The 18,952-nt window shown below is 64.3% G+C and carries 21 protein-coding genes; all 21 read right to left on the bottom strand.

Annotated features, from left to right (window positions below):
* Window positions 1–203: 203 nt before the first annotated feature.
* A complete protein-coding gene (locus tag IE116_RS22370) occupies window positions 204–713 on the bottom strand; it encodes a hypothetical protein (protein ID WP_189615530.1) in 510 nt (169 codons plus the stop codon).
* Window positions 710–1,282 (bottom strand): glycoside hydrolase family 19 protein, encoded by a 573-nt coding sequence (locus IE116_RS22365; RefSeq protein WP_189615528.1) that lies wholly within the window; start codon window positions 1,280–1,282, stop codon window positions 710–712. The genes IE116_RS22370 and IE116_RS22365 overlap by 4 nt, the downstream gene beginning before the upstream one ends.
* Complete coding sequence (locus IE116_RS22360; RefSeq protein ID WP_189615526.1) at window positions 1,279–1,557, bottom strand: hypothetical protein; 279 nt, start codon at window positions 1,555–1,557, stop codon at window positions 1,279–1,281. The genes IE116_RS22365 and IE116_RS22360 overlap by 4 nt, the downstream gene beginning before the upstream one ends.
* Window position 1,558: 1 nt before the next feature.
* On the bottom strand, window positions 1,559–1,873 hold the full coding sequence (locus tag IE116_RS22355; protein WP_189615525.1) for a hypothetical protein: 315 nt from the start codon (window positions 1,871–1,873) through the stop codon (window positions 1,559–1,561).
* 64 nt (window positions 1,874–1,937) lie between these two features.
* Window positions 1,938–2,207: a hypothetical protein gene (locus tag IE116_RS22350; protein ID WP_189615523.1), complete on the bottom strand. Its 270-nt coding sequence runs from the start codon at window positions 2,205–2,207 to the stop codon at window positions 1,938–1,940.
* Window positions 2,208–2,274: 67 nt separating this feature from the next.
* Window positions 2,275–3,609, bottom strand: coding sequence for a hypothetical protein (locus tag IE116_RS22345; protein ID WP_189615521.1), 1,335 nt, complete (start codon window positions 3,607–3,609; stop codon window positions 2,275–2,277).
* Window positions 3,606–4,229 (bottom strand): hypothetical protein, encoded by a 624-nt coding sequence (locus tag IE116_RS22340; RefSeq protein ID WP_189615519.1) that lies wholly within the window; start codon window positions 4,227–4,229, stop codon window positions 3,606–3,608. Before IE116_RS22340 ends, IE116_RS22345 begins: the two co-directional genes overlap by 4 nt.
* 66 nt (window positions 4,230–4,295) lie before the next feature.
* Window positions 4,296–10,334 carry a host specificity factor TipJ family phage tail protein gene (locus IE116_RS22335; RefSeq protein WP_189615518.1) on the bottom strand — a complete coding sequence of 2,013 codons (6,039 nt, stop codon included), beginning with the start codon at window positions 10,332–10,334 and terminating at the stop codon, window positions 4,296–4,298.
* Entirely contained in the window at window positions 10,310–10,750 is a 441-nt protein-coding gene (locus IE116_RS22330; protein WP_189615517.1) for a hypothetical protein, read from the bottom strand. The genes IE116_RS22335 and IE116_RS22330 overlap by 25 nt, the downstream gene beginning before the upstream one ends.
* Before the next feature lie 2 nt (window positions 10,751–10,752).
* Window positions 10,753–11,229, bottom strand: a complete 477-nt coding sequence (locus IE116_RS22325) for a DUF1833 family protein (protein ID WP_189615516.1) — start codon at window positions 11,227–11,229, stop codon at window positions 10,753–10,755.
* On the bottom strand, window positions 11,226–11,597 hold the full coding sequence (locus tag IE116_RS22320) for a hypothetical protein (protein ID WP_189615515.1): 372 nt from the start codon (window positions 11,595–11,597) through the stop codon (window positions 11,226–11,228). Before IE116_RS22320 ends, IE116_RS22325 begins: the two co-directional genes overlap by 4 nt.
* A gap of 1 nt (window position 11,598) precedes the next feature.
* Window positions 11,599–14,538 carry a phage tail tape measure protein gene (locus IE116_RS22315; RefSeq protein ID WP_189615514.1) on the bottom strand — a complete coding sequence of 980 codons (2,940 nt, stop codon included), beginning with the start codon at window positions 14,536–14,538 and terminating at the stop codon, window positions 11,599–11,601.
* Window positions 14,531–14,791 carry a DUF1799 domain-containing protein gene (locus tag IE116_RS22310; protein WP_189615884.1) on the bottom strand — a complete coding sequence of 87 codons (261 nt, stop codon included), beginning with the start codon at window positions 14,789–14,791 and terminating at the stop codon, window positions 14,531–14,533. Before IE116_RS22310 ends, IE116_RS22315 begins: the two co-directional genes overlap by 8 nt.
* Window positions 14,792–14,853: 62 nt before the next feature.
* Window positions 14,854–15,168, bottom strand: a complete 315-nt coding sequence (locus IE116_RS22305) for a phage tail assembly chaperone (RefSeq protein WP_189615512.1) — start codon at window positions 15,166–15,168, stop codon at window positions 14,854–14,856.
* A 19-nt stretch (window positions 15,169–15,187) separates the two neighbouring features.
* Window positions 15,188–15,844 carry a phage tail protein gene (locus IE116_RS22300; RefSeq protein ID WP_189615510.1) on the bottom strand — a complete coding sequence of 219 codons (657 nt, stop codon included), beginning with the start codon at window positions 15,842–15,844 and terminating at the stop codon, window positions 15,188–15,190.
* A 63-nt stretch (window positions 15,845–15,907) separates the two neighbouring features.
* Window positions 15,908–16,264, bottom strand: coding sequence for a DUF3168 domain-containing protein (locus tag IE116_RS22295; protein WP_189615508.1), 357 nt, complete (start codon window positions 16,262–16,264; stop codon window positions 15,908–15,910).
* Window positions 16,254–16,739 (bottom strand): HK97-gp10 family putative phage morphogenesis protein, encoded by a 486-nt coding sequence (locus tag IE116_RS22290; protein ID WP_189615506.1) that lies wholly within the window; start codon window positions 16,737–16,739, stop codon window positions 16,254–16,256. Before IE116_RS22290 ends, IE116_RS22295 begins: the two co-directional genes overlap by 11 nt.
* A 3-nt stretch (window positions 16,740–16,742) precedes the next feature.
* Complete coding sequence (locus tag IE116_RS22285) at window positions 16,743–17,075, bottom strand: phage head closure protein (RefSeq protein ID WP_189615504.1); 333 nt, start codon at window positions 17,073–17,075, stop codon at window positions 16,743–16,745.
* The gene (locus IE116_RS22280; RefSeq protein ID WP_189615502.1) at window positions 17,076–17,420 is read right to left on the bottom strand and encodes a head-tail connector protein; all 345 of its coding nucleotides are present in this window, start codon (window positions 17,418–17,420) and stop codon (window positions 17,076–17,078) included.
* Window positions 17,421–17,422: 2 nt separating this feature from the next.
* On the bottom strand, window positions 17,423–17,671 hold the full coding sequence (locus IE116_RS26010) for a HeH/LEM domain-containing protein (protein ID WP_229828715.1): 249 nt from the start codon (window positions 17,669–17,671) through the stop codon (window positions 17,423–17,425).
* Between the two features lie 43 nt (window positions 17,672–17,714).
* The gene (locus tag IE116_RS22270) at window positions 17,715–18,950 is read right to left on the bottom strand and encodes a phage major capsid protein (protein WP_229828712.1); all 1,236 of its coding nucleotides are present in this window, start codon (window positions 18,948–18,950) and stop codon (window positions 17,715–17,717) included.
* Window positions 18,951–18,952 lie beyond the last annotated feature (2 nt).

Below are 18,952 nucleotides of genomic sequence, written 5' to 3'. Positions count from 1 at the left end.
GGGGGGAGAAGACTTATCGATCCCGATAATCCTGCCGTGTCAGTGTGCAGCGCCACCGGGCCGATTACGCCGTACCCACCGCGGGCGTTGGCGCGAAATGGTGCTCGCGACATGACCTTTTTTCTGCAACGTATCGATGCTCTTCTGGCGGCCTCACGCAAGCTCACAGATGCATCTGAGCCTACTGCTTAGGTCCTTTTTAATCATGGCACCATGTGGAGCGCGTTGACGTGGTCTTGCAGTCCGGTCAGTGTGACGCCGATCCCGATAGCATTTCCTGCCATCTCTTCAAACGCTGTTGTGCACTCGTCCGCCACAGTTCGTAGGGTGCTGGGGTCATCAGCACCGGTGCGGGCGCCGGGATAGCCGCCGGCCTGACCACTGGCGGCGCGGAATTCTGCTGCTGCAAGGGCGTTCCGCAGGCCGACAAGAGCAGCGGCATTATCGCGAGCAGCCTGCGCATTGGCATCGCGGCGGGCTTGGTCGTTGTAGGTGACTTGTGCATTCGCTTTCATCCGGTTGAATTCGATCTGGCGCTGATCTGCCTCGGCAGTGCGCGCGGCCGTTGCCGCATCGGCGCGGTCGGTGGCCACCAGCGCGACCTGCGTCTGTACCTTCGCGGTCCCGCGCCAGCCTTGCGCCGTCCATCCCGCTGCTGCACCGGCCAGCAGACCGATCGTGACACCTATTCCGAGGGTGCTGAGCGGGCTCATTCCGGCACCTGCAGCGCAGCCTTCGCGCCCTTCCAAAGGTTCTGCCGGTCAGCTAGGCCATTGATGCCACCATTGATCCGGCGGGTGATGGTCACGAAGTCGGCCGCAGTGCCGGTATCCGCGAGAGCGTTGAGGCGTTTGTGATCGGTCCAGAACCACGCCGCTGACATCGCAGCCCACTCGCGTTCTTCAAGACGCGCCGGCTCGGTGATGAAGTCGGGCGCGGCGTAGCCTGCCTTTCGCAAACCGTCTCGGGTCGCTGCGTAATTCGCCCGGCCCGTCGTCTGGATCAAGCCACGTCCGCGGTACCGGCTGCCATCACCTGGCTGGCTGTTGCCAAGGTCGGCACGGCCTTCATAGCGGCTCTGTGCCACTGTCGGACCCCACAATTCGCGGACGTACACCAGCCTCCCAGATTCGTGCGCCAGTTGGGCCAAGAAGGCGGCGCCACGGCGCGGCGTGTTGATCTGGAAGGCCTGCATTGCCGTCTTCAAATGCCCCAGCCATAGTGCCGCGCGGGCGATCGGAGCGTCGGTGGCGCGCGCCAACTGCTGTGTAGTCAAGATCATGATTCGTACCTCCGGGTATGCTTGATGACGACCACGACCACATACAGGGCGAGCGATACGGCCAACGCGGTGCCGCCGCTGGTCACCCAGCCGGATGCCAGAACGCGTACAGCTGTGCCCACTGCGGTGATGGCGATCGCACTCAGCGCGATCCGCTCGAGCAACGTGTCGTTGATGGTCGGAGCGAAGACAGCCAGCGTCGCTCCGGCTGCCACCGTGAGCCAGCAGAGGAAGGCGATTACCGCCTTGCCGGTGATGTAGAACGTCGCATCCATGTCAGGCACCTCCCGTACGGCCGCGAATGCGGTCGATGACGGCCTGCCATAGCGCGCCGATGGGAACGACCTGCAGGCCCTCCCACGCGCGGCTCACAATGGCCATGCCGAAGACGCCGAGCAGAAAGCCGGTCAGCCCCTCGGGCATGCCCGTCAGATGTGCCACGTGTGGTGCCGCGTAATAGCTCACCAGCGAGCCGCTGGCAGCCATGCTGATGCGGGCCATGGGCGAGCCCTGGAGATAGCGCATGCTGACGAGCGCGCCAGCCACGCCCGCCAGCTTCACCGCTAGGCCGTCGATGTTGAATTCCGTCATGGCTCCCTGCCGACAAGAAAAAGCCCGCGCGCGGCGGGCTTGGGATCGAATGGATCGCGAGTGGTCAGGCAATCCAGTCCGGGCGCTGGCTCAGGGCGGTCACGAGCGCCGCCGACAGCTGGTCGAACGCCTTGCCGTCTTTCGTGGTCTTGCTGTCCAGGATCGGCGCCGCGTCGGCCGCCGAAAGCATGTAGTTCTTGTCGGCAATCGGCTTGTACGCACCAGCGTCGTCGACGATGCCAACGGTGTAGCGGGCCAGCAGTGAGCCGTCGGCGTTGACGGTCAAGGCTTCCATGCGGCAGGCGACGGTCTTGTTGATTGGGGTAATGGTCATGGTGGTTTCCTCGGGACGAAAAAAAGCCCGCGCGCAGCGGGCAAGGTGAAAATCGGAAGGGGGTAGGTCAGGGAACGAAATCGCTGGTGGACAAAAACCGGTCGTTCGTGAGTTCCGACAGCGCCTGCGGCGTCGGCGTGACCGGCAAGGCATCCTTGGGCACGTTCGCATTGAAGTTGCGGTGGAAGCGGATCTTGCGGATATAGCCGTCCATCGGGTCAGCATCCCAGCGAGTTCCGAGCATCAGGCGCGTGACGCCGACGACACCGGCCGACACGGCCTCCGGGCCTGTCATTTCTTTGTAGGGCTGACCGTTGATGGCCGCGCCCGGGGCGTTGCCGCCGCTCTTGTACCAGGCGAATCCCATACGCTGGATGCCGTGCCCCCCGGTTTGCCCGGTGCTGCGGTGGGGGCCAATGACAGAGGCGCGATTGCCGTTCCAGTACTGGATCATATGGATCAGGTTATCCGTCGGGACTTCGTCAGCGTGGTAGCTGTACACGCCGGCCGGGCCGGGCGTCGATATCTGGAAAAGGCCGTTGAAGCCGCCCGCGTTCACTATCTGTCCCTTGCGCTGCCACTCGATGTAGAACGCGCCCTCGGCGTTGTAGCCCGTGAAGAACGGGTAAAAGTCGCACGCGTGCCAATCCGGCGCTGCATACGGCGCGGTCGTCAGCGACTTCACGTAGCTCATCCCGACGGTGCCCTGCCACATCCACGGATGCCAGATATAGAACCGGATGTCGGGCGAGGTGGTGCCTGACTCACTGAGGGTGTCGTAAAAGAACGTCAGCTGAAACAGCCGGCCGACGTCCTTGGCGCTCGACCAGATATTCGTGTGCTTGAACTTCTGCCATTGCGGCGTCGCCACGTATGTTTCGGCCGCATCGCTGAAGCCAAAGCCGAACTGACGCACAGCGTCGCATCGGATCCAGACCTCGCCGGTGTGCATGACGTTTTCCGGAGGGACGACCACACCCGTATTGATGATCCCGCCTGAGAGTTGGCCAGGTGCGCCAGGCCCCTGTGGCAGGTCGCCAATTCGGAACGACCACGCCTCGTTGCCGCCGGCGGGATCGGCGGCCCCTTTCACCAAACCCGGCAGGCCACCGAACCAGCTCGCCCAGGCGTTCAAGTTCTCGCTGTTGTGCAGGTAATTATTGTGTGCGCGCTCACAGCGAAGCCCTAACGCGCGGCCAGTGACGGGGTCGTACTCGAAGACTGGCACGCCGGGCGCAGCCTTGCGCACCACCAGGTTGGAGTCGACGTACTCGGTTTCCGTCCCCCGTTGGCAGCGGAAGCCGGCGCGTGCGTACTGCTCCGCCGCGTCCGGCGCCGTGAAGTCGACCTCGTATGTCCACGGGTAAGGCTGCAGACTGTCGATCGGTCCGAGGTAGCTCATGCGGTCACTCCACTGATAAACCACGCGCAGTCGGCCGTCGAAAAGACGTCCAGCCACTGCGTCGCCGGGATGAGGTAGTTGGGAATCGAGGCGCGATAGGTGGAGCGCGGCGGCACCCGCTCATCGAGGAACAGGCACGCGAACCCGCCATCGCTGTCATTGCGGAACCGCAGGCCCACCCGGGCCTCCGCCTCAGTTTTGTTCACGCAAAGCACTGAGGTGATTTCCATCGGATAGCCGGGCGGCGAGATCGCGTGCCATGCGCCGACTGGGGGCGCTGCGTTGATACGGTTCGTCCGCGGCCGGCCGCCGTTGACCCGTGCAAGCGTCATGTTCCACTCGACTGTGTCGGAGCTGTAGCACGACAGGTACTGGCCGGGGCCGAGGAACATGCCGGGCAGGCGGATCCGGACGCTCTGATTGGCGGCGAGCAAACGAGAATTCATCACCGGAACCAACGTACCGTCAGGGAGCACCACGCGAACGGTAATGCCTTGCGGCGCATCGGTGCGCGACGTCGCAGAAAGGCTTGTCACCGTGTCGCTGCCGGCCCCGCCGCTCAGGTTGATCCAGGTGTTGGCCGTGTAGCCGAACCGGGAAAGGTTTTCTATGAGTGCCATCTGCTTCCTTGATCGATGGGCGAAAAAAAACCCGCGCGAGGCGGGCTGGCAATGTCGCTACCGTGCTCATCTCATCGTGCCGAGAACGAACAGTTCTGTTCCGGTGAGGGAGAGTCCCTGCGAGCCAACAGCAGGGTTCGCATTGACTTGCCATGTGCCGGCAATGGTGTGTGTCCCGGCCGCCAGTGCGATGCAGAACTGAAGATCCACGGCAAATGGCAAGGCGTAGTTGCCGGCCTGTTTGTATCCGTGGTTGCGCACAAAGCGCTCGACCCCGTTGACATAGACCCGGTAGTAGCCCCGCCAATCGGCATCTACGGCCAGGGCCGGTGAGGCCTTGCACGAAATCAGCACCGTAGCGGCCGCTGGCAAAGTCAACTGGTAGCTGAATACCTGCGTCTCATATGGCGTCCAGTAAGTGCTATTCGTAAACGCGACAAAACGCGGAACGGTGACTGACTCGCCGGCAAGCTGCAGCGTCCCAATGCTGGCGTTCCCGATCAAGGCGCTGTTCATCACCACCTGACCGTCCTGGATTACAAACGGAGTGGCCACAACGCCATTAACGAGATTCAAAACTGCAAACCTGTCAGCCAGCGCGTACACCTGCGTCTGCATCCCGCCGGGTGCATTTTCGACGCCCACCCCGATGCCGGCCTGGTACAGCTTGCCATCGGCCGTCGCGGCGACCTTGATCGCGTACATCGCGTTCAGCTTTCCGTCCGTCGTAGCCTGGGCCTGCTGCACCGTCTGCACGGCCGCGGAAGCGCCGTTGGCCGTGGCCGTCACGGTATCGATGCGAGACGACAGTGCGCCGTCGGTGTTCGCTCGAGCAATCGACTCTGCGCTGAGGTCGGACTCCACCCCGGAGGTGCGGGCGGAGATCTGCTCGACCGAGGTGGCCAGGCCGGCCGCCACGCGGTCAACGCGCACGATGGCCGACTCGGCTGCGCCGCTCTTGAACTGCAAGCGACGCATGGCCGACACGCTGTCCGCCGACACCTTGCGCAGTTCGGAAAACTGCGAGTCGTGGTCGGCGGCAGCCGCGCGCATCTCAACCAGCATCAGCGCCAGCTCAGGGCTGACCTGTTCCAGCGCTGCGATGGACGCGTTGAAACCGGTCGCACGTGCCTCGAGCGAATCGGTGCGCGTGGCCGTCGACGCGGTCACCGTCTCCAGGCCTTGGATCCGGCCAGTGTTGGAGCCGCTTTGCACTTCGACAGTGCTGAGCCGCGAGGCCTGCTGCGCCTGCACCGTTTCGGTGTTGAAGATGCGGCCCTCGGCGCCGTCGACCCGCGCGGTCAATCCCGACTGTTGCGTCGCCAGTGTCGACGTCGTCTGGCTGAGCGACGCGATGTTCGTCACGGCCGTGCCGAGCTGGGTCTGCATCTCGACTTGGCGCGTGGCCTGCGTGGCCGTCACCGTGTTCAGCTCACGAATCGACGACTCTGCCTGCCCACTTTTTACCCGCAAGGCGCGCAGCGTCTGCGCGCTGCCTTCGCTTGCCCTGCTCAGATCAGTGATGGCCGAATCGATGCCGCCGACCTGGGCGGACAGGTCGACCAAGCGGAAGGCGCTCTCCGCCGTGGCCTCTTCGACAAGCCCGACCCGGGTGAGCGCGTCACCTGCCTTGACCTCAACGGCGCCGATGCGCGTGGCATAGCCAGCGCTGGTTTGCGACAGCGAGGAGACGCTTGCCTCCGCGTTGCCCACCCGCGTGCTGATGTCCGCCAGCTGCGTGGCCTGGCCGGCCTGCGTCTGGCTCAGCACCGTGACGGTGGAGTCGACACCATCGGCCCGGCTTTGCAACGTGGTCAGCTGCGAAGCCTGCGCGGCCTGGGCGATGTTCAGCGTTTGGATACCCGACTCGGCACCGACCACGCGCCCAGTCAAACTGGTCAGCTGCGACGCCTGGCCAGCCGTGGTCGATTCCACGATCTGGATCCGCCCCTCCGCGTTGCTGGCACGCGTCTCCAGACCAGTCGCGCGGGTTGCGAGCGTGGCTGTCGTCTGATTCAGCGTGCTGATGCCGGACTCGTTCTCGCCCACGCGGGTCGAGATCAGCAGCAGCTGCGTTGCCTGCTCCGCCGTTACCTCACGCGTCTCAATGATCAGCGACTCGGCCTCGCTGGTTTTCACCCGCAAGGATGCCAGCGTGCGCGCATACCCCTTGCCCGCCTCTGATAGGTCGTGCACGGCCGAATCGGTATCAGCTGCTGTGGCGACCAGGCCGACGACCTTCTGCGCCAGATCTCCTGTCGCTTCGACGGTTTCCGTCACTTGGGTCGTCAGCGTGTCGGTGCGCACCTGCAGCGCGTCGATTCGCAGCGCCTGGCCCGCATTGGTCTGCTGCAGCGTGACGATGCTGCTGTCGACGCCGTCGGCACGCGACACCAGCGCGTCTACGCGGGTCGCCTGCGTACCTACCGCGCTGCTGACGCTGCAGATCTGCCCGCCGAGGGTATTGCCCTGTGCGATCCGATCAACGATCTCCTGCGCTGTTTTTGCCGCATTGGCGGCGATGTTGCCGGCCTGGGCGTCAAGCGCTGCCGCCAGCGTGGCCGCCTCCTGCTGGATCGCTGCCGCGTTTGCCGCGATCAGCGCCGCCTGGTCAGCCGTCTCTTGCGCGCGGATCTGCGCCTCGCCAGCAAGGCCTGCTGCCGTGGCTGCTACCTGGTCGGCCTGCGCCTGCAGATCGTTGGCAACGGCGGCGGTCGCTGCTTGCAGTTCCGCGGCCTTCGCCTCAAGCGCCTGCGCCTGCCGTTGCTCGCTGGCCAGGATCTCAGCTGCAAGCGCTGCATCGCCGTTGGCGATCGCAAGTACCTGCTCGGCCAGCTCGGCCAATTCACCGTTGAGGCCTTCGGTCGAGCCGATCACCTCGAGCAATTGCTGGCCCAGCTCGGTCGTCGCCAGATCCAATCCCGCCAGCACACCCTCGGCGGACGGCAAGACTTCGACTTGCGCGGTACCGGCGTCGCTCAGGTTGCCGGCAACGTCCTCGGCGAGCACCCAATAACGCTGCAGGCCGGCCGCGGTTTCGACGCGGGTGTACGTCGTTGCCGCCACGGTGCCGAGCGCGACCGCTCCAGCCAGCGCGGCGCCCCGCACGATCCTGTACCCGCGCAGCGGTTGGGACGTACGGCAGTCTTGCCAATCGAGGCGGATGGTCGACTGGTCACGACCGGTACTGACGAGCGGCTCGTCCGGCGCAAGCACGGCCAACGATGCGGTCACGGGCTCGCTCCAATCGCCGGCGGTGTTGCGGTGACTTGCCCACACGGTCGTGGTGCCTGCCGCCAACCACCCAAGGTTGAAACTATCCGCACGCCCGGAGAAGGCCACGGAGCCGGAGAGCCAGCTTGCGCCGACCCGGATCTCCGTTAGGGACCAATCCACGCCCTGCAGGCCGTCGGGCCGTGTCCAAGCCGCGACGGCGCCCTGCTCCGTCATCGTGACCGCAAGGTCGGCGACCTCCGCCGGCACATCACCGGCGACGGAATACGCCACCGTCGCAACCGTGCCCATGCGCCCAAGGCTGTCGAACGGCCGCACCTCGACCGTCCACTGTTGGCCACGGTCCGCAAACCACGACGCGCGCGTGCCGTACACGTTCGCCTCGAGCAATTCCATCGGACCGCCGCTGACGGCGCCCCATACCTGCGCATGGTCGTAATTGCCGGCGACGTCGAACGTGACCGTCAATTCCGTGCGCCAAGTCTCGCCGAGGCGCACCCGCTCGGCACTGACCGCGGCGTTCATTGCCACGGGCGGCAAGCGCGCAAGCAGACTGTCGCCGGCCGGCTGCGTCCACGCGCCATTCCACACGTATTCCCACATTTCCGGCGCTTCCGGTACCGCCGTGATGCGGGCGCCAGTCATACCGCTATTGGGTTGAACGGCCACAACCCGGCAGCGATACCCGGGCGTCGCCTTGATGTCGAACAGCCAGGTCGTATCAAGAACGTCGGCACCCTCCCCTGGCGCCGGCAAGTCGGCAGGCCAGGCCTGCGCCACAGTGATGCTGCGGCGGTCCGCTGCGATGCTCGCAACGGGGAACACACGCATTGTTTTCTCGCGCGGCAGTGCCAGGGCCATCATCCGCACGGCGCCGTCGACGACCGGCAGTTCCACGTCCAGACCGATCGTCCAGTTGCCGGTATTGCGCGAGAACGAGACGACGCGCCCCCCAGCCCCCCACTGCGTCAGGTCGTGGCTGAGCGCTACCAGCGCGCCCGTGCTGTAAACCATGTACTCCAGATCCATTTCCCACGAGATGGACTTGCGCGCATATGCGGACTGGCCCAGCATCAGCCGGGCGCGCTGCGCTGCATGGGTCGCAAAGTTGATGCCGCGCACGCTGACGCTGGCTTGCCGGTTCGGCGTCGTGACGGCCAGCGGTGACACCACGCGTACGGACTGCTGCGTGTAGCCGTTCTGCGCATCGTAGAAGTCGTATTGCGCTTCCTCGGCAGTCGGCAGCAGGTCATAGTCCACCGAGAAGCTTCGCGCCTTCATCGTGGCCATGTTGATGACGCCGCTGACCGGCTGGTCCTCCGCAAGCCACACCACGCCATACTTTCCGGTCGACCGCGACAGTCGGCCAAAGCCGACGTCCGCGATTGCCTCGAGCAAGTCCTCGATGGTCATCGCTTCTTGCACGAAGTCGTCGAAGCGAAAGCCCTTCGCGGCGCACCGCACCATGAAGGCTTTCAGGCTCTCAATGTCGATCTTGCTGTCCGGCAGGCCCAGGCCAGCGATCAAACGACCATCGCTTGGGCGTCGGATGCCGCGCATGAGCATCAGCAGCTGCGCACCCGGGTTGCTGATGCCGGCCGCGCCGGGCTCGGTCGCCTCAACCCATTCGGTACCGGTCCACACTGGCACGGCCGCGGCACGGCCGATCCAGTTCACAGTATCGAGGGAACCCGACAGCTGCCCCGTGGCCTTGACCTCAACACGCACGCGCGCCTGACCCGCGTAATCGGCCGTATCAGCCTGGTAGGACTTGAGCGCCGTCCAGGTGACGGTGTTTTGCTGCTGCGTGCTCGTCGCATTGCGGTCGACCTTGCGCAGGCGCACTTCGTATTGCGCAGCCGGCACGTCGATCGTAAGCGTTCGCCGGACCGGCTTGCCGCTGGCGTTGGTCAGCGAGATGCGACCGTCAAGGAACGGCACCCACGCCCCGCCAGTGGGGCGGTACTCGGCATCGAACGAGACACTGGCCGATTGCCAGTTGCCCGAGTTGTTGATCGATGTCACCGACGCCTCGATGTCCACGGCGATGCGCACAGTGTCGCGGCTGGTCGTTCTTACAGTCCATTCTGGCTCCGCATCGTCTGGACGATCCAGCAGGCCGCCTGCGACGCTATCGACTGAGGTCGATGGCATCTGGCCATCGTTGCCGGCGGGGAAGCCCACACGCGTGACCTGGACGTCGGAATAGTCCGACAACAAGGTATCGCCCAGCCGCAACGAGTGAACGCTGCCGCAGTTGATCCCAGCATGAAGCAAGCAGCTCAGGTACTGGTCGTCACCTTCGAACCAGGTGAACTGTTGCCCTGCGAGATCCGGCACGACCTTGCATTCGCCCAGCATCAAGCCCAGCGGCTGATAGGGGCGCGCCGTATTGCGCCCGCCCGAGATCCCATAGGACACCGCTCGCTCGGCGGTGCCCCCGCCCATCTTCGCGTTCGCGGGTGGCAAAAGCTTGTTGATGACAATTGAGCCCGCGACAAACGCCGTGCCGGCGGCAATCGCTCCGGCGGCGCCCGACAGCCCCATGAACGAGCCCGCGGCGAATCCACCCATGCCCATCGTGAAATACGACAGCGCTGCGATCGCAGCAATCTGGAGCACCTGCTTACGCACCACGGCCCGGCATTCAATCAAATGCCCGGGCTTGACGCGAACGCGAGGCCAGTATTCGGCAGGCACGTCCACACCGCCCACGCTTACCGCCCAGGCACCGGGCAGGACGCCTTCGGCCGCCAACGTCTCAGCCAGCGATCGCCCGGCCGGCGTGACGCGGTGCTCGATCTCCGGGCGCAGTGGGTGCGCAGCGATCGCCAGAGCAATCTGATTCAGCGCGGGGGTGGGTCCTTCCATCCGTACCATCCATCAAGGTGAAGACCCTGCCGTTGCAGGTTCTGTAATGTGTCGAGGACCGTGCCGTGCACCTCGTTCGCACAGTGCAGGATCCAGGGCGCGCCGTAATGCATGAAAACAATGCCCACGTGCCACCGGCGATTGAGCGGCGGCCGGCCGTGCACCGTCGTTTCCCAGAACAGCGCAACGCCGCCAGTCTCCGGCCCATCTACGAGTGCGACATTGCGAACGAGCGTGGTCCGTATATCCCTGGCTTGGCCCCGCAACCCTTGCGGGCGCTCTTGTGCCGGCGCCGCGGCGACTTGCCGGCCGAACAGTTCGCGCTGCACCAGGACCACAAGAGAGCCACAGTCGAACTCGCCGGGCAGGTAGGGCCTGCCCACGTACCGCTCCGCGTCCATGATCGTGACTGCCATACTCAGCCTGCGAAGATGCCGGGCATCGTTGTTGGGTCGGCTCGCAGCAGTACGGCTGACTGGCCGAACATCCAGTCATCGCCGAGGGAGAGGACAACGCGAGGCGTGGTCGTGCGCGCCTTCGTGGCAGCCGCAGTGAATTCCCACTCAATAACGTCCGGCGCCGCGCGGCTCACGATCTGCAACGTGACGTCCAGCGTCGCGCCCATGGGCAGGCCTTCGAGCTCAGCCATCATTCCGCGGCCGATGTTGTCCATCTCGATCTGGGCGCGGGCGCTTTCCTTCGGCACGTCTTGCGGTAGCGTGATATCGAGTGGCAAGGCGACGAAGTCTTCACCGTTGATCCGCCAGTCCCGGTTGTCGGCGGCGACGCGTACCGGCGCGCTCAGGTCAGGACTGTCGATGCGCAGCAGCAGCAGCACCCCATCCGGATCGTTTACGCGCCGCAGCTGCGCTCGCATTGAGGCAGACAGAGTCATAGCCGCTCCACGTATTCGATCGCAGCAGCGCGCGTCGACATGCCGAATCGGCCAACCACGGGCGTGATAGGACCGAGCGATGCGGCCACAATGCGGGCCTGCGTGACAGTGCCGGTCAGCGGATTAGGCCAGTCAAACCAGCTGGCGCCAGCGTTGCCGCCCGTGCGGCTGTAGTACCACTTGCGAAAGTCCTTCAAGATCGCCGCCGACCGAAACAGCAGCGTCCCCGACACGGTCACCGTAGGGTCAGACTCCACCCGCCTTACCTTCGCCGGACCGCGCTCCTGGTCGGATCGCTCGACGAGCACGCTTTCCGCCATACCTGCACCTGCAAGGATGAAGCGGACATCGCTCGGAAACACTGCCATTTCAATACCCCATGTTGCGTTGCAGGCCGTACCGACCTTCCATCGCCCGCGGCACAGCGCCGACGCCATCCGCGATCGACTCGCCGACGGCATCAAGCACCATCCGGATCAACTGCGTGCCGTCCGGTTGCTGAATCGATGTCGCCGTGGCACGCACCGGCTGACCGTTGTTGTAAACCTCGACCTTTATGCCCCCGGCGGCACCGCCAATGGCCCGGACGCCAAGCGAACCGCTGGGCGTCCGAGTCAGTGGCATGATTGCCTCCGGACCGGCCTCGCCCATCAAGCCGGCGCCCTTGGCGAAGGCGAACAGCGTCGGACGGTTCACGACTTGGTCGCTGTAGGAACTCAGGCTTGGCGACTGGTACACACCGCCCTTTGCGTTCTTGTCGAGGCCCATCGACGAGAGGCTCCAGGGGTTCGCCGTGTTGGTCGACGACCAATTCGAGGAGAACGAGCCGAAAACGGACGGGAGCAACGAGGCCAATCCGCCCATCAGCGCATTGCCGCCTTTGGCAATCGCCGTCCTTGCCTGGATGCGGAGGAACTCGTTGATCACCGTGTCCGCGAAACTGCCGATGCTGAGCTTCCCGGTGCGAGCAAATTGCACTGCCGCGTCTTCGGCGCCGCGCAAGCTGTTCGTGAGCGCGTTGCCTACCTGCCCGGCCCTGTCGCGCGCAAGGTCGGCGTAGTTGGCGAGCGCCTCTTGCGCCCCCACCTGCCAGTTGTCCTGCAGCGCGATCTTGTCCTTCCAGTACTTGGCATCCAAGACCAGAGCCTGGCCATTCGCGCTGTTGATGATTTCAAGCCGGCGGTCGTATTGCTGCTGGGCTTGCGCGTTCCACTGGCCGGCGAGCTCGAGCAACGACCGGTTATTGCGCAACTCATCACGCTGCGCCTGGTACCGGTCATTGATCTGGTTTGTGGCGGCGTTCTGGTCGCGCCACAACGAGCCACGCCCGGCGCCAGCGAGTTCGCGTTGGTAACGTGCGCTCGTGGCCGCCAGGAAGTCCTGCGCGGCTTGCTGCGCCTGCAGGTATGACTGGGCGAGCCTCGTATTTGCCGCCTCCTCCTGCAGCGTCGAGATGGCAACGTCGGCCGAGGCCTTGACACGGATCTCCGCCATCTTTGCGGTGTTCTGCGCGATCTTGCGGTCGTTGTTGATTCGGTCCGCGCCCGTCGCCTTGTCGGCCTGAAGCCGAGCGTTTTCCTCTTTAAGCGCCGCCTGCTGCGTCTCCGCGTTGGCGGTGATGAACGCCCGTTTTTGGGAGTAGTAGTCACGCTCCGAGATAAGCCCGGCTGCCCGGACCGCGTCCAGCGTCCGCTCAGCGGTGCTGGCCGCAGAGGTCGCAATTGAGTACCGGGCTTGGATATCCGCGACGTCGAAAGCGAGATCTGCCTTCTGGATCTGGCCTGCGCCGGCGTTCTTGGTCTGGTTCTTCGCCCGGATCTGGGCAATTCGCTCCTGAATCTCAGCTTCGCTCTTGCCGGCGGCAACGCCCAGCGCGCGCGCGGTAGCGATCTCCGCCTCTACCTTCTGCGCTTTCGTGCGGTATTCGAGCGACTGCTTGGCCCACTCAATCCCCGCCTCGTCACGCTTCGTGTTGCTGCCCTGCGCTGCCGCATCCTTCCCGGCCTTGTCCCGTTGCGCATAGAGGCCTTCGAGCAGCTTGCGTTGCTCTTCGACCTGCGCCACCCGCCTGGCCGCACCCCGCTCGTACGCCCCGTCTTGCAGCTGCTTGAGCTTGGCCTCGGCGGCCGTGATCGTGTCGGTCAGGGTGGACTCACGTCCGATGTTCAACATCCCATCCCACGCCCATCGCGCGATCTTGCCGAGCGACGACCAGGCCGATTCGAGCGTGCCCAGGTTTGCCTTGGCCTTCGTGCTCATGGTCTCAAGCGCCGCCGCGTACGTCCGCTGCGCGAGCGCCGCCGCTTCGTTTTTCCGACCTTCCTCGGTGAGCGCCAGGATCTGCTCGTACACGGCCGCCGTGAGGAAGTGGTACTTCCCGTTCAGTTCCTCGATCGCTTTCACCGGGTCCTGCCGCAGCTTCACGAAGTCGGCAACGGTGTCTTTGACCGCCTTTCCCAGCCCTTCGCTGGCAGCAACGGCCGAGCGCGCCATGCTTTCGAGCGCCGGGCCGCCGAGCTGGCCGGTTTCGACCAGTTGACCCAGCGCGTCGGCGGCAGCGCGCTGCGAGCCAACCGAGTTGCCGATTTCTTGCGCCATGTCCGACAACTGACTGGCTGTGGTTCCAGCGTAGTTGCCCGTCAGCGCCAGCCCATTGGCAAACCGCTGCTGCTCATTGGCGCCCTGGTTGTAAACAAGCGCCAACGCGCCCATCGCTGCAGCGGCGATGGTGTACGGATTGATCAGCGACAGCGTGGCGGTTGCCAAGCCTTTGACCGCCGGCACGACCCCGCCGAACATGTCTTTGAGCTGCCCGCCTTGTTGCAGCAGCACCGTGAGCGGCGCCTGGCCGCCCTGCAGCGAAACCACAATGTCCGTCAGCTGTGCGGGCGTGCCGCGCAGTGCCGCCTGGAACTGCTTCGCCGAGATGCCGGTTTTGTTCAGCTGGTCGCCGTGACTCTGCAGAGCCTTCTCAGCCTCGCGAATCTTGGCAATGAACGGAGCGGCTTCTGTGGTTACGCCGCGACGTGCGGCGAGCCATTCAAGATATTCCGCCCGGGTACGCCCTACCTGCGCGGCCTCGCGCTCGAGTGCGCTGACGGTGCGCCGACCGGCCGCATCGATCTTGCCTGCCGCTTCGGTCGCGCCGGCGCCGGCCTGCTTGAGGCCGTCCGACACCTTCTTGCCAGCAGTCGCGCCCTTCTGGCCCAAGCCATCAATGGTGCGGCCCGCTTGCGTGATCGTGTTGTCGAGGTCGGTGGAGTCGCCCTCCAGCCGAATCGTGCCGCGCGCGACAGTTGCGTCACTCATGTAGGTTTTCTCGTTGGCTATTCATGACGTCCAGTGCCTCCGCCTCCATTACGCGGACATCACCCTCGAGCGCGTCACGCTCTGGATCTGTCAGGCGCATGCGCGCCATCATTTGGAACATGACCCCGTAATCGAGCCCGTAGAAGCCGGAAGCGCCAGCGCGCCACTGTGTCGACAGACGGCAGAAGAGATCGAAGGCGGCCTGGTTGTCAGGCCAGACCTCGACCGGCTCGTCTTCCCAGTCGCCTGGCAGGAAGCCGCCAAGCAGCAGTCCGCCGTCGACCTCCTCCTCGTACAGTGCCCGCGCCAGCGCCTTCAGTTTCCCAGGCGCAGGCCCGGCAATTCAGTGGTGTAGGCACTGATCACGGCATTCGCCGCGCCTAGGTACTGCTGCGTCAGGCGGGCGACGTTGTCGGCGGTGAACGCGTCTTCCAGGTCCCAACCGGACGCGATGTCGAGAATCACCTCGACGTCGCCCCGGCCGGCAAGCATGGACAGAAACTCCAGGAAGTCGTCGCGGGTTCGGTGCTTGAAGATGAACTCCACCGGCTCCGGCTTGGCACCGGGAATCGGGATGTCCACCTTCAACTTGAACGTCGGCGACGCGGTCAACGCAAATTTGCGAGCCATGCTTATCTATCCTTCGATCTCAGGTCGACGCGCGGTAGCGCATCGGGCGGGATTCCAAGGACAGCGACAGAGCGCAGGTCATGCCTTGGTTTCGCGTCATGGTTGGAATGCCGCTGTAGCCGACGTACGCGTTCCAGAGCAGCACGCCGCGGTCGGGCACGGCGATCCGAATGACATGCGGGGCCTTCGACTCATCGGCGGCCAAAAGCACGTCGTGATGCGGCATTTCGGGGTCATCGGCCAGCGTGAACGTGAACGTGAACGGCGTGCGGTTGGTGGGCTGCTGCCGATCGTCGCCATCGTCTTCCAGGAAACCGTAGGTGTAGAACTGCTGGTCGCCACCGGACGACGCCACATCGAGCACCTGTGAGATTTGCGTCCAGGCGGTCACCTCGCGCGCGGAGCCGATGCCCGCGCCGGTCGGAAAGCGAGCAACGTTCGTAGTGTCGTAGCCTTCGAGAGAGAACGTGTCGGCAGTGAGTGCCGAAGCACGCGCCACGCGATTGGTGACTTTGCCCCAACCGCTGTTGACAACGATGATGGAACCGGCTTCGAGGCCGTGGGCGGCGGCAGCAGCCACGGGCGGCTTGGCATTGCTCAAGGCGGAAATGGGAAACGACGCGCCGTATGCACTTGCGATGCTGACGACCGATCCGTTGGGAAGTTTTACGGCCATATCTGGCTCCTGGCAGAAAAAGAAAAACCGCCCGGATGGGGCGGTTCGTTGGGGCTGGTCCGTTTAAGTGCGGAACCAGATAGAAAAATCCTGTTGGGCGCCGTACTGCTGTGTCGCGCTTTCGTAACGAGCCATGAGGCCGCCGAGTGCCTCTGCCCGCAGTACCGGCGATTCGACCATCACGCGCTCGATCTGACGCGCGATCGTGGACGCTTCCGAGCGGTGCCGCGACCAGACGTTCAGTTGGAAGCGGCCATTGGCAAGGTCGGGCAGCTTCGATTCCAGGAACGCGAGCGACTGGCCACCGATCTGCTGAAAAGTCGCATACGGCTCTTGCGTTCCGGGTGGCGCCACGTCGGGGAATAACCTGCCCCCGACCAGCGGGCCGACGGCCGCGATAATGTCCTGCTCAACCGCCATTGGCGATCTCCTCAATCTTTTCACCGGCGCGATCAAGCGCCGACTGCAAAGCCGCGCCGATCTTCGCGTCGTAGGATGGCCGAATGTACGGATAGGCCGGTACCCAGACTGGCGTCTCGAGGCGCCGCGTGGTCGCCATCCATCGGCCGTTGACCCTCACGAGTTCGTTGGTGCGGTAGTGGCCAAACTCGACTAGGTGCCAATGCGGCGCTTTCTTCTTATTGACACCGACGTAATACACGACGCGGCCGGCGGTCGATTCCTTTTCGCTGTGCCAGTGATAGACCGCCCCGTAGAGGGTCCCTTCATCCACTGGTACGCGGATCCTGACTTCGTCGTAAAGCACCCGCGCCGCGGCGTAGACCGTCGGTCGGAGGACCTCCGTACGCACGTTCTCTGCGAACTGCTCGAGCTGCGCCTTGAGATCGCCCTCGAGGGTGATGCTGACCTGATTACCGCCTTGGCCCTTGGCCATTGCTCACCTCTGCCCCATGCCCGTCGTGCAGGCAAGGTCGACGTGTTCCCGCCGCAGCTCGTCTGGCAATACGGCGGTCACGTTGTAGATGGTCGACCCGTGCAGCACCCGCATCCCGGCTGTGAGGTCGGTGCGATATCGAAGGCGAATGCTCGCCGTCACCGACGAGGCATCACGATCTGCGGCAGCAAATTCCCGCCCATTCATCGTTCGAATGCTTGCCCAGAGGGTTGCAACGTCGCTCCACGAATCCGGCTGCGGCTGATTCCAGCCATCAAGATCGCTGCCGCGGCGCTGAATCGTGATACGCCTGTTCAACGTTCCAGCTCGTAGCATTTAGACTCCTGGGCGAATGCGGTTCGGACGCAGCAGTGACCGTGCGCCTTGCGGCAGCTCAGCAGCTGTCACGCCAACAACGACGTTCTCGCGATGTGAATGAAGTTGGCCAAATATCAACAGGATCCCGGCTTGAATGGCTCCATTGACGAGGATGGGATTCTCTCCTGCGTCACCGGCTAGCACCGCTGCCTGAAGCTCGTCCAGGTTGGAATAGACCTTCCGATTCAGGTAGTCGAGCGCAACCTGTTCGGCGGCGCCCAAATAGAACTCGACCAGGGCGTCCTGTTCCCCGATCTCGATGCGCTGGCTCGCCCTTGCCAGCTCGACGCTCACGAGTGCCACGATCAGACCGCCGAATCCAACAGCTTTTGCAGGTCGGACTTCTTCGCGCTTGCCTCGTATGCAATTCCCTGGGTATCGAGCGCCGCTTTGAGGTCCGCCACCGACATGTCCTTCGTGTGCACTTCGTCCAGCACGCCCAGCGCCGCCGCGCCCGCTTCGAGCTCGGCGGGGATCTCGGCGCCCGCCGGGTATTCCACCGGGTAAACGGCCCCGTAAGGAACGCCGCGAAACGCCTTCGTTACTTTTGCCATGCTGTTCTCCATCGCCGGGGCAGACTTCGCCCCGGCGGTTTTGTTAGGCCGCGACCTTCAGCGCTTTCAGGACGTCAGGATTCAGCAGGCCGCCGCCCACGCGCTTGGTCGTGTAGAAATGCACGTAGGGTTTGTTGGTGAACGGATCGCGCAGGACGCGCACGCCGGTGCGGTCCACGATCTGGTAACCCCGCTTGAAATCGCCGAAGACTGCGGCAACCGAGTTGGCGGCGACGTCCGGCATGCCCGGCATTTCAGTGACGGGGTAACCTGCCACGGTCGCTGGCTGGCCGGCGACGAACGACGGCTGCCACAGATAGTTGCCGTTGCCGTCCTTCAGCTTGCGGATCGCACCCTGAGTAGAACGGTTCATCAGGAAGCGAGCATTCGCCGTGTATTCGCCGGGCAGGGCCGTGGTCAGATCGATCAGGCTATCCGACGTGATCGCGGCAGCAGATCCGGTGTTCACCGTCTGGATGGCGCCCCACGGATGCTTGGTCGCGTTCGTTCTGCCCGCCACGTAGGTCAAGAGACCAGTGGGCTTGTTGACGCCGTTACCGGTCAGGAACGCAATGCCTTCTTGCAGTGCGAACTCGCCCTCGACTTCTTCAGCCAGCCAGGCTTCCAGATCGATTTCCGCATCGTCCAGCAGTTGCTGGGTCGCTGCAGGGTTGGCGTAGATTTCGCCCGGGATGTAGTCGAGCGACGCCAGCTTGGGGGTGTCCGTTTCGGGACGGGGATCCGTTTCGCCGACCCAGCCCGAGCCTGCGCCGCGGGAATTGAACAACTTGCGGTAGCCGGCGCCCGAGATCTTCTGCACCGAGGCGATGCCCCGCATCGGCGAGACCAGCACCATGCGGTTGGTGATGGTGCGGTCCCACTCGATCGGTGCCAAAAAGCCGCCGTCGGTGGCTTCGCCCTTGGTCATCGCGGCATTTACGTCGCCGCGCTTCATGTGTTGGCTGAACGCGTTCGTGTACTCGGGATCCTTCGGACCTTTGGCACCGGCGCCGCCGCCCATCTGGGCGGATGCGATTTGCGTGTTCAGCGTGTCGACCGCCTTTTGCAGTGTGCCGATATCGGCGTTGATGCGCTCGACCTTGAGAGCCTGCAACGCATCGTGATTGCCTTTCTTCACTTCTTCGAGCTGCTTGGTGTGCTCGGTCTTGAAGTCGGCGAAAGCCTTGTTCAGGCTTTCCATCAGTGCCTGGACGTCGCCCGACAGGGGCGCTTCGGCGCGAACGCGGACGATACCGCGGGGAACGGAGTGGTGTTTCATGG

This window comes from Pigmentiphaga litoralis (assembly GCF_014651835.1).
GTDB lineage: Bacteria > Pseudomonadota > Gammaproteobacteria > Burkholderiales > Burkholderiaceae_B > Pigmentiphaga > Pigmentiphaga litoralis.
Note: the sequence above shows the minus strand (reverse complement) of the source record. Positions and strands in the feature narration are given on the sequence as shown.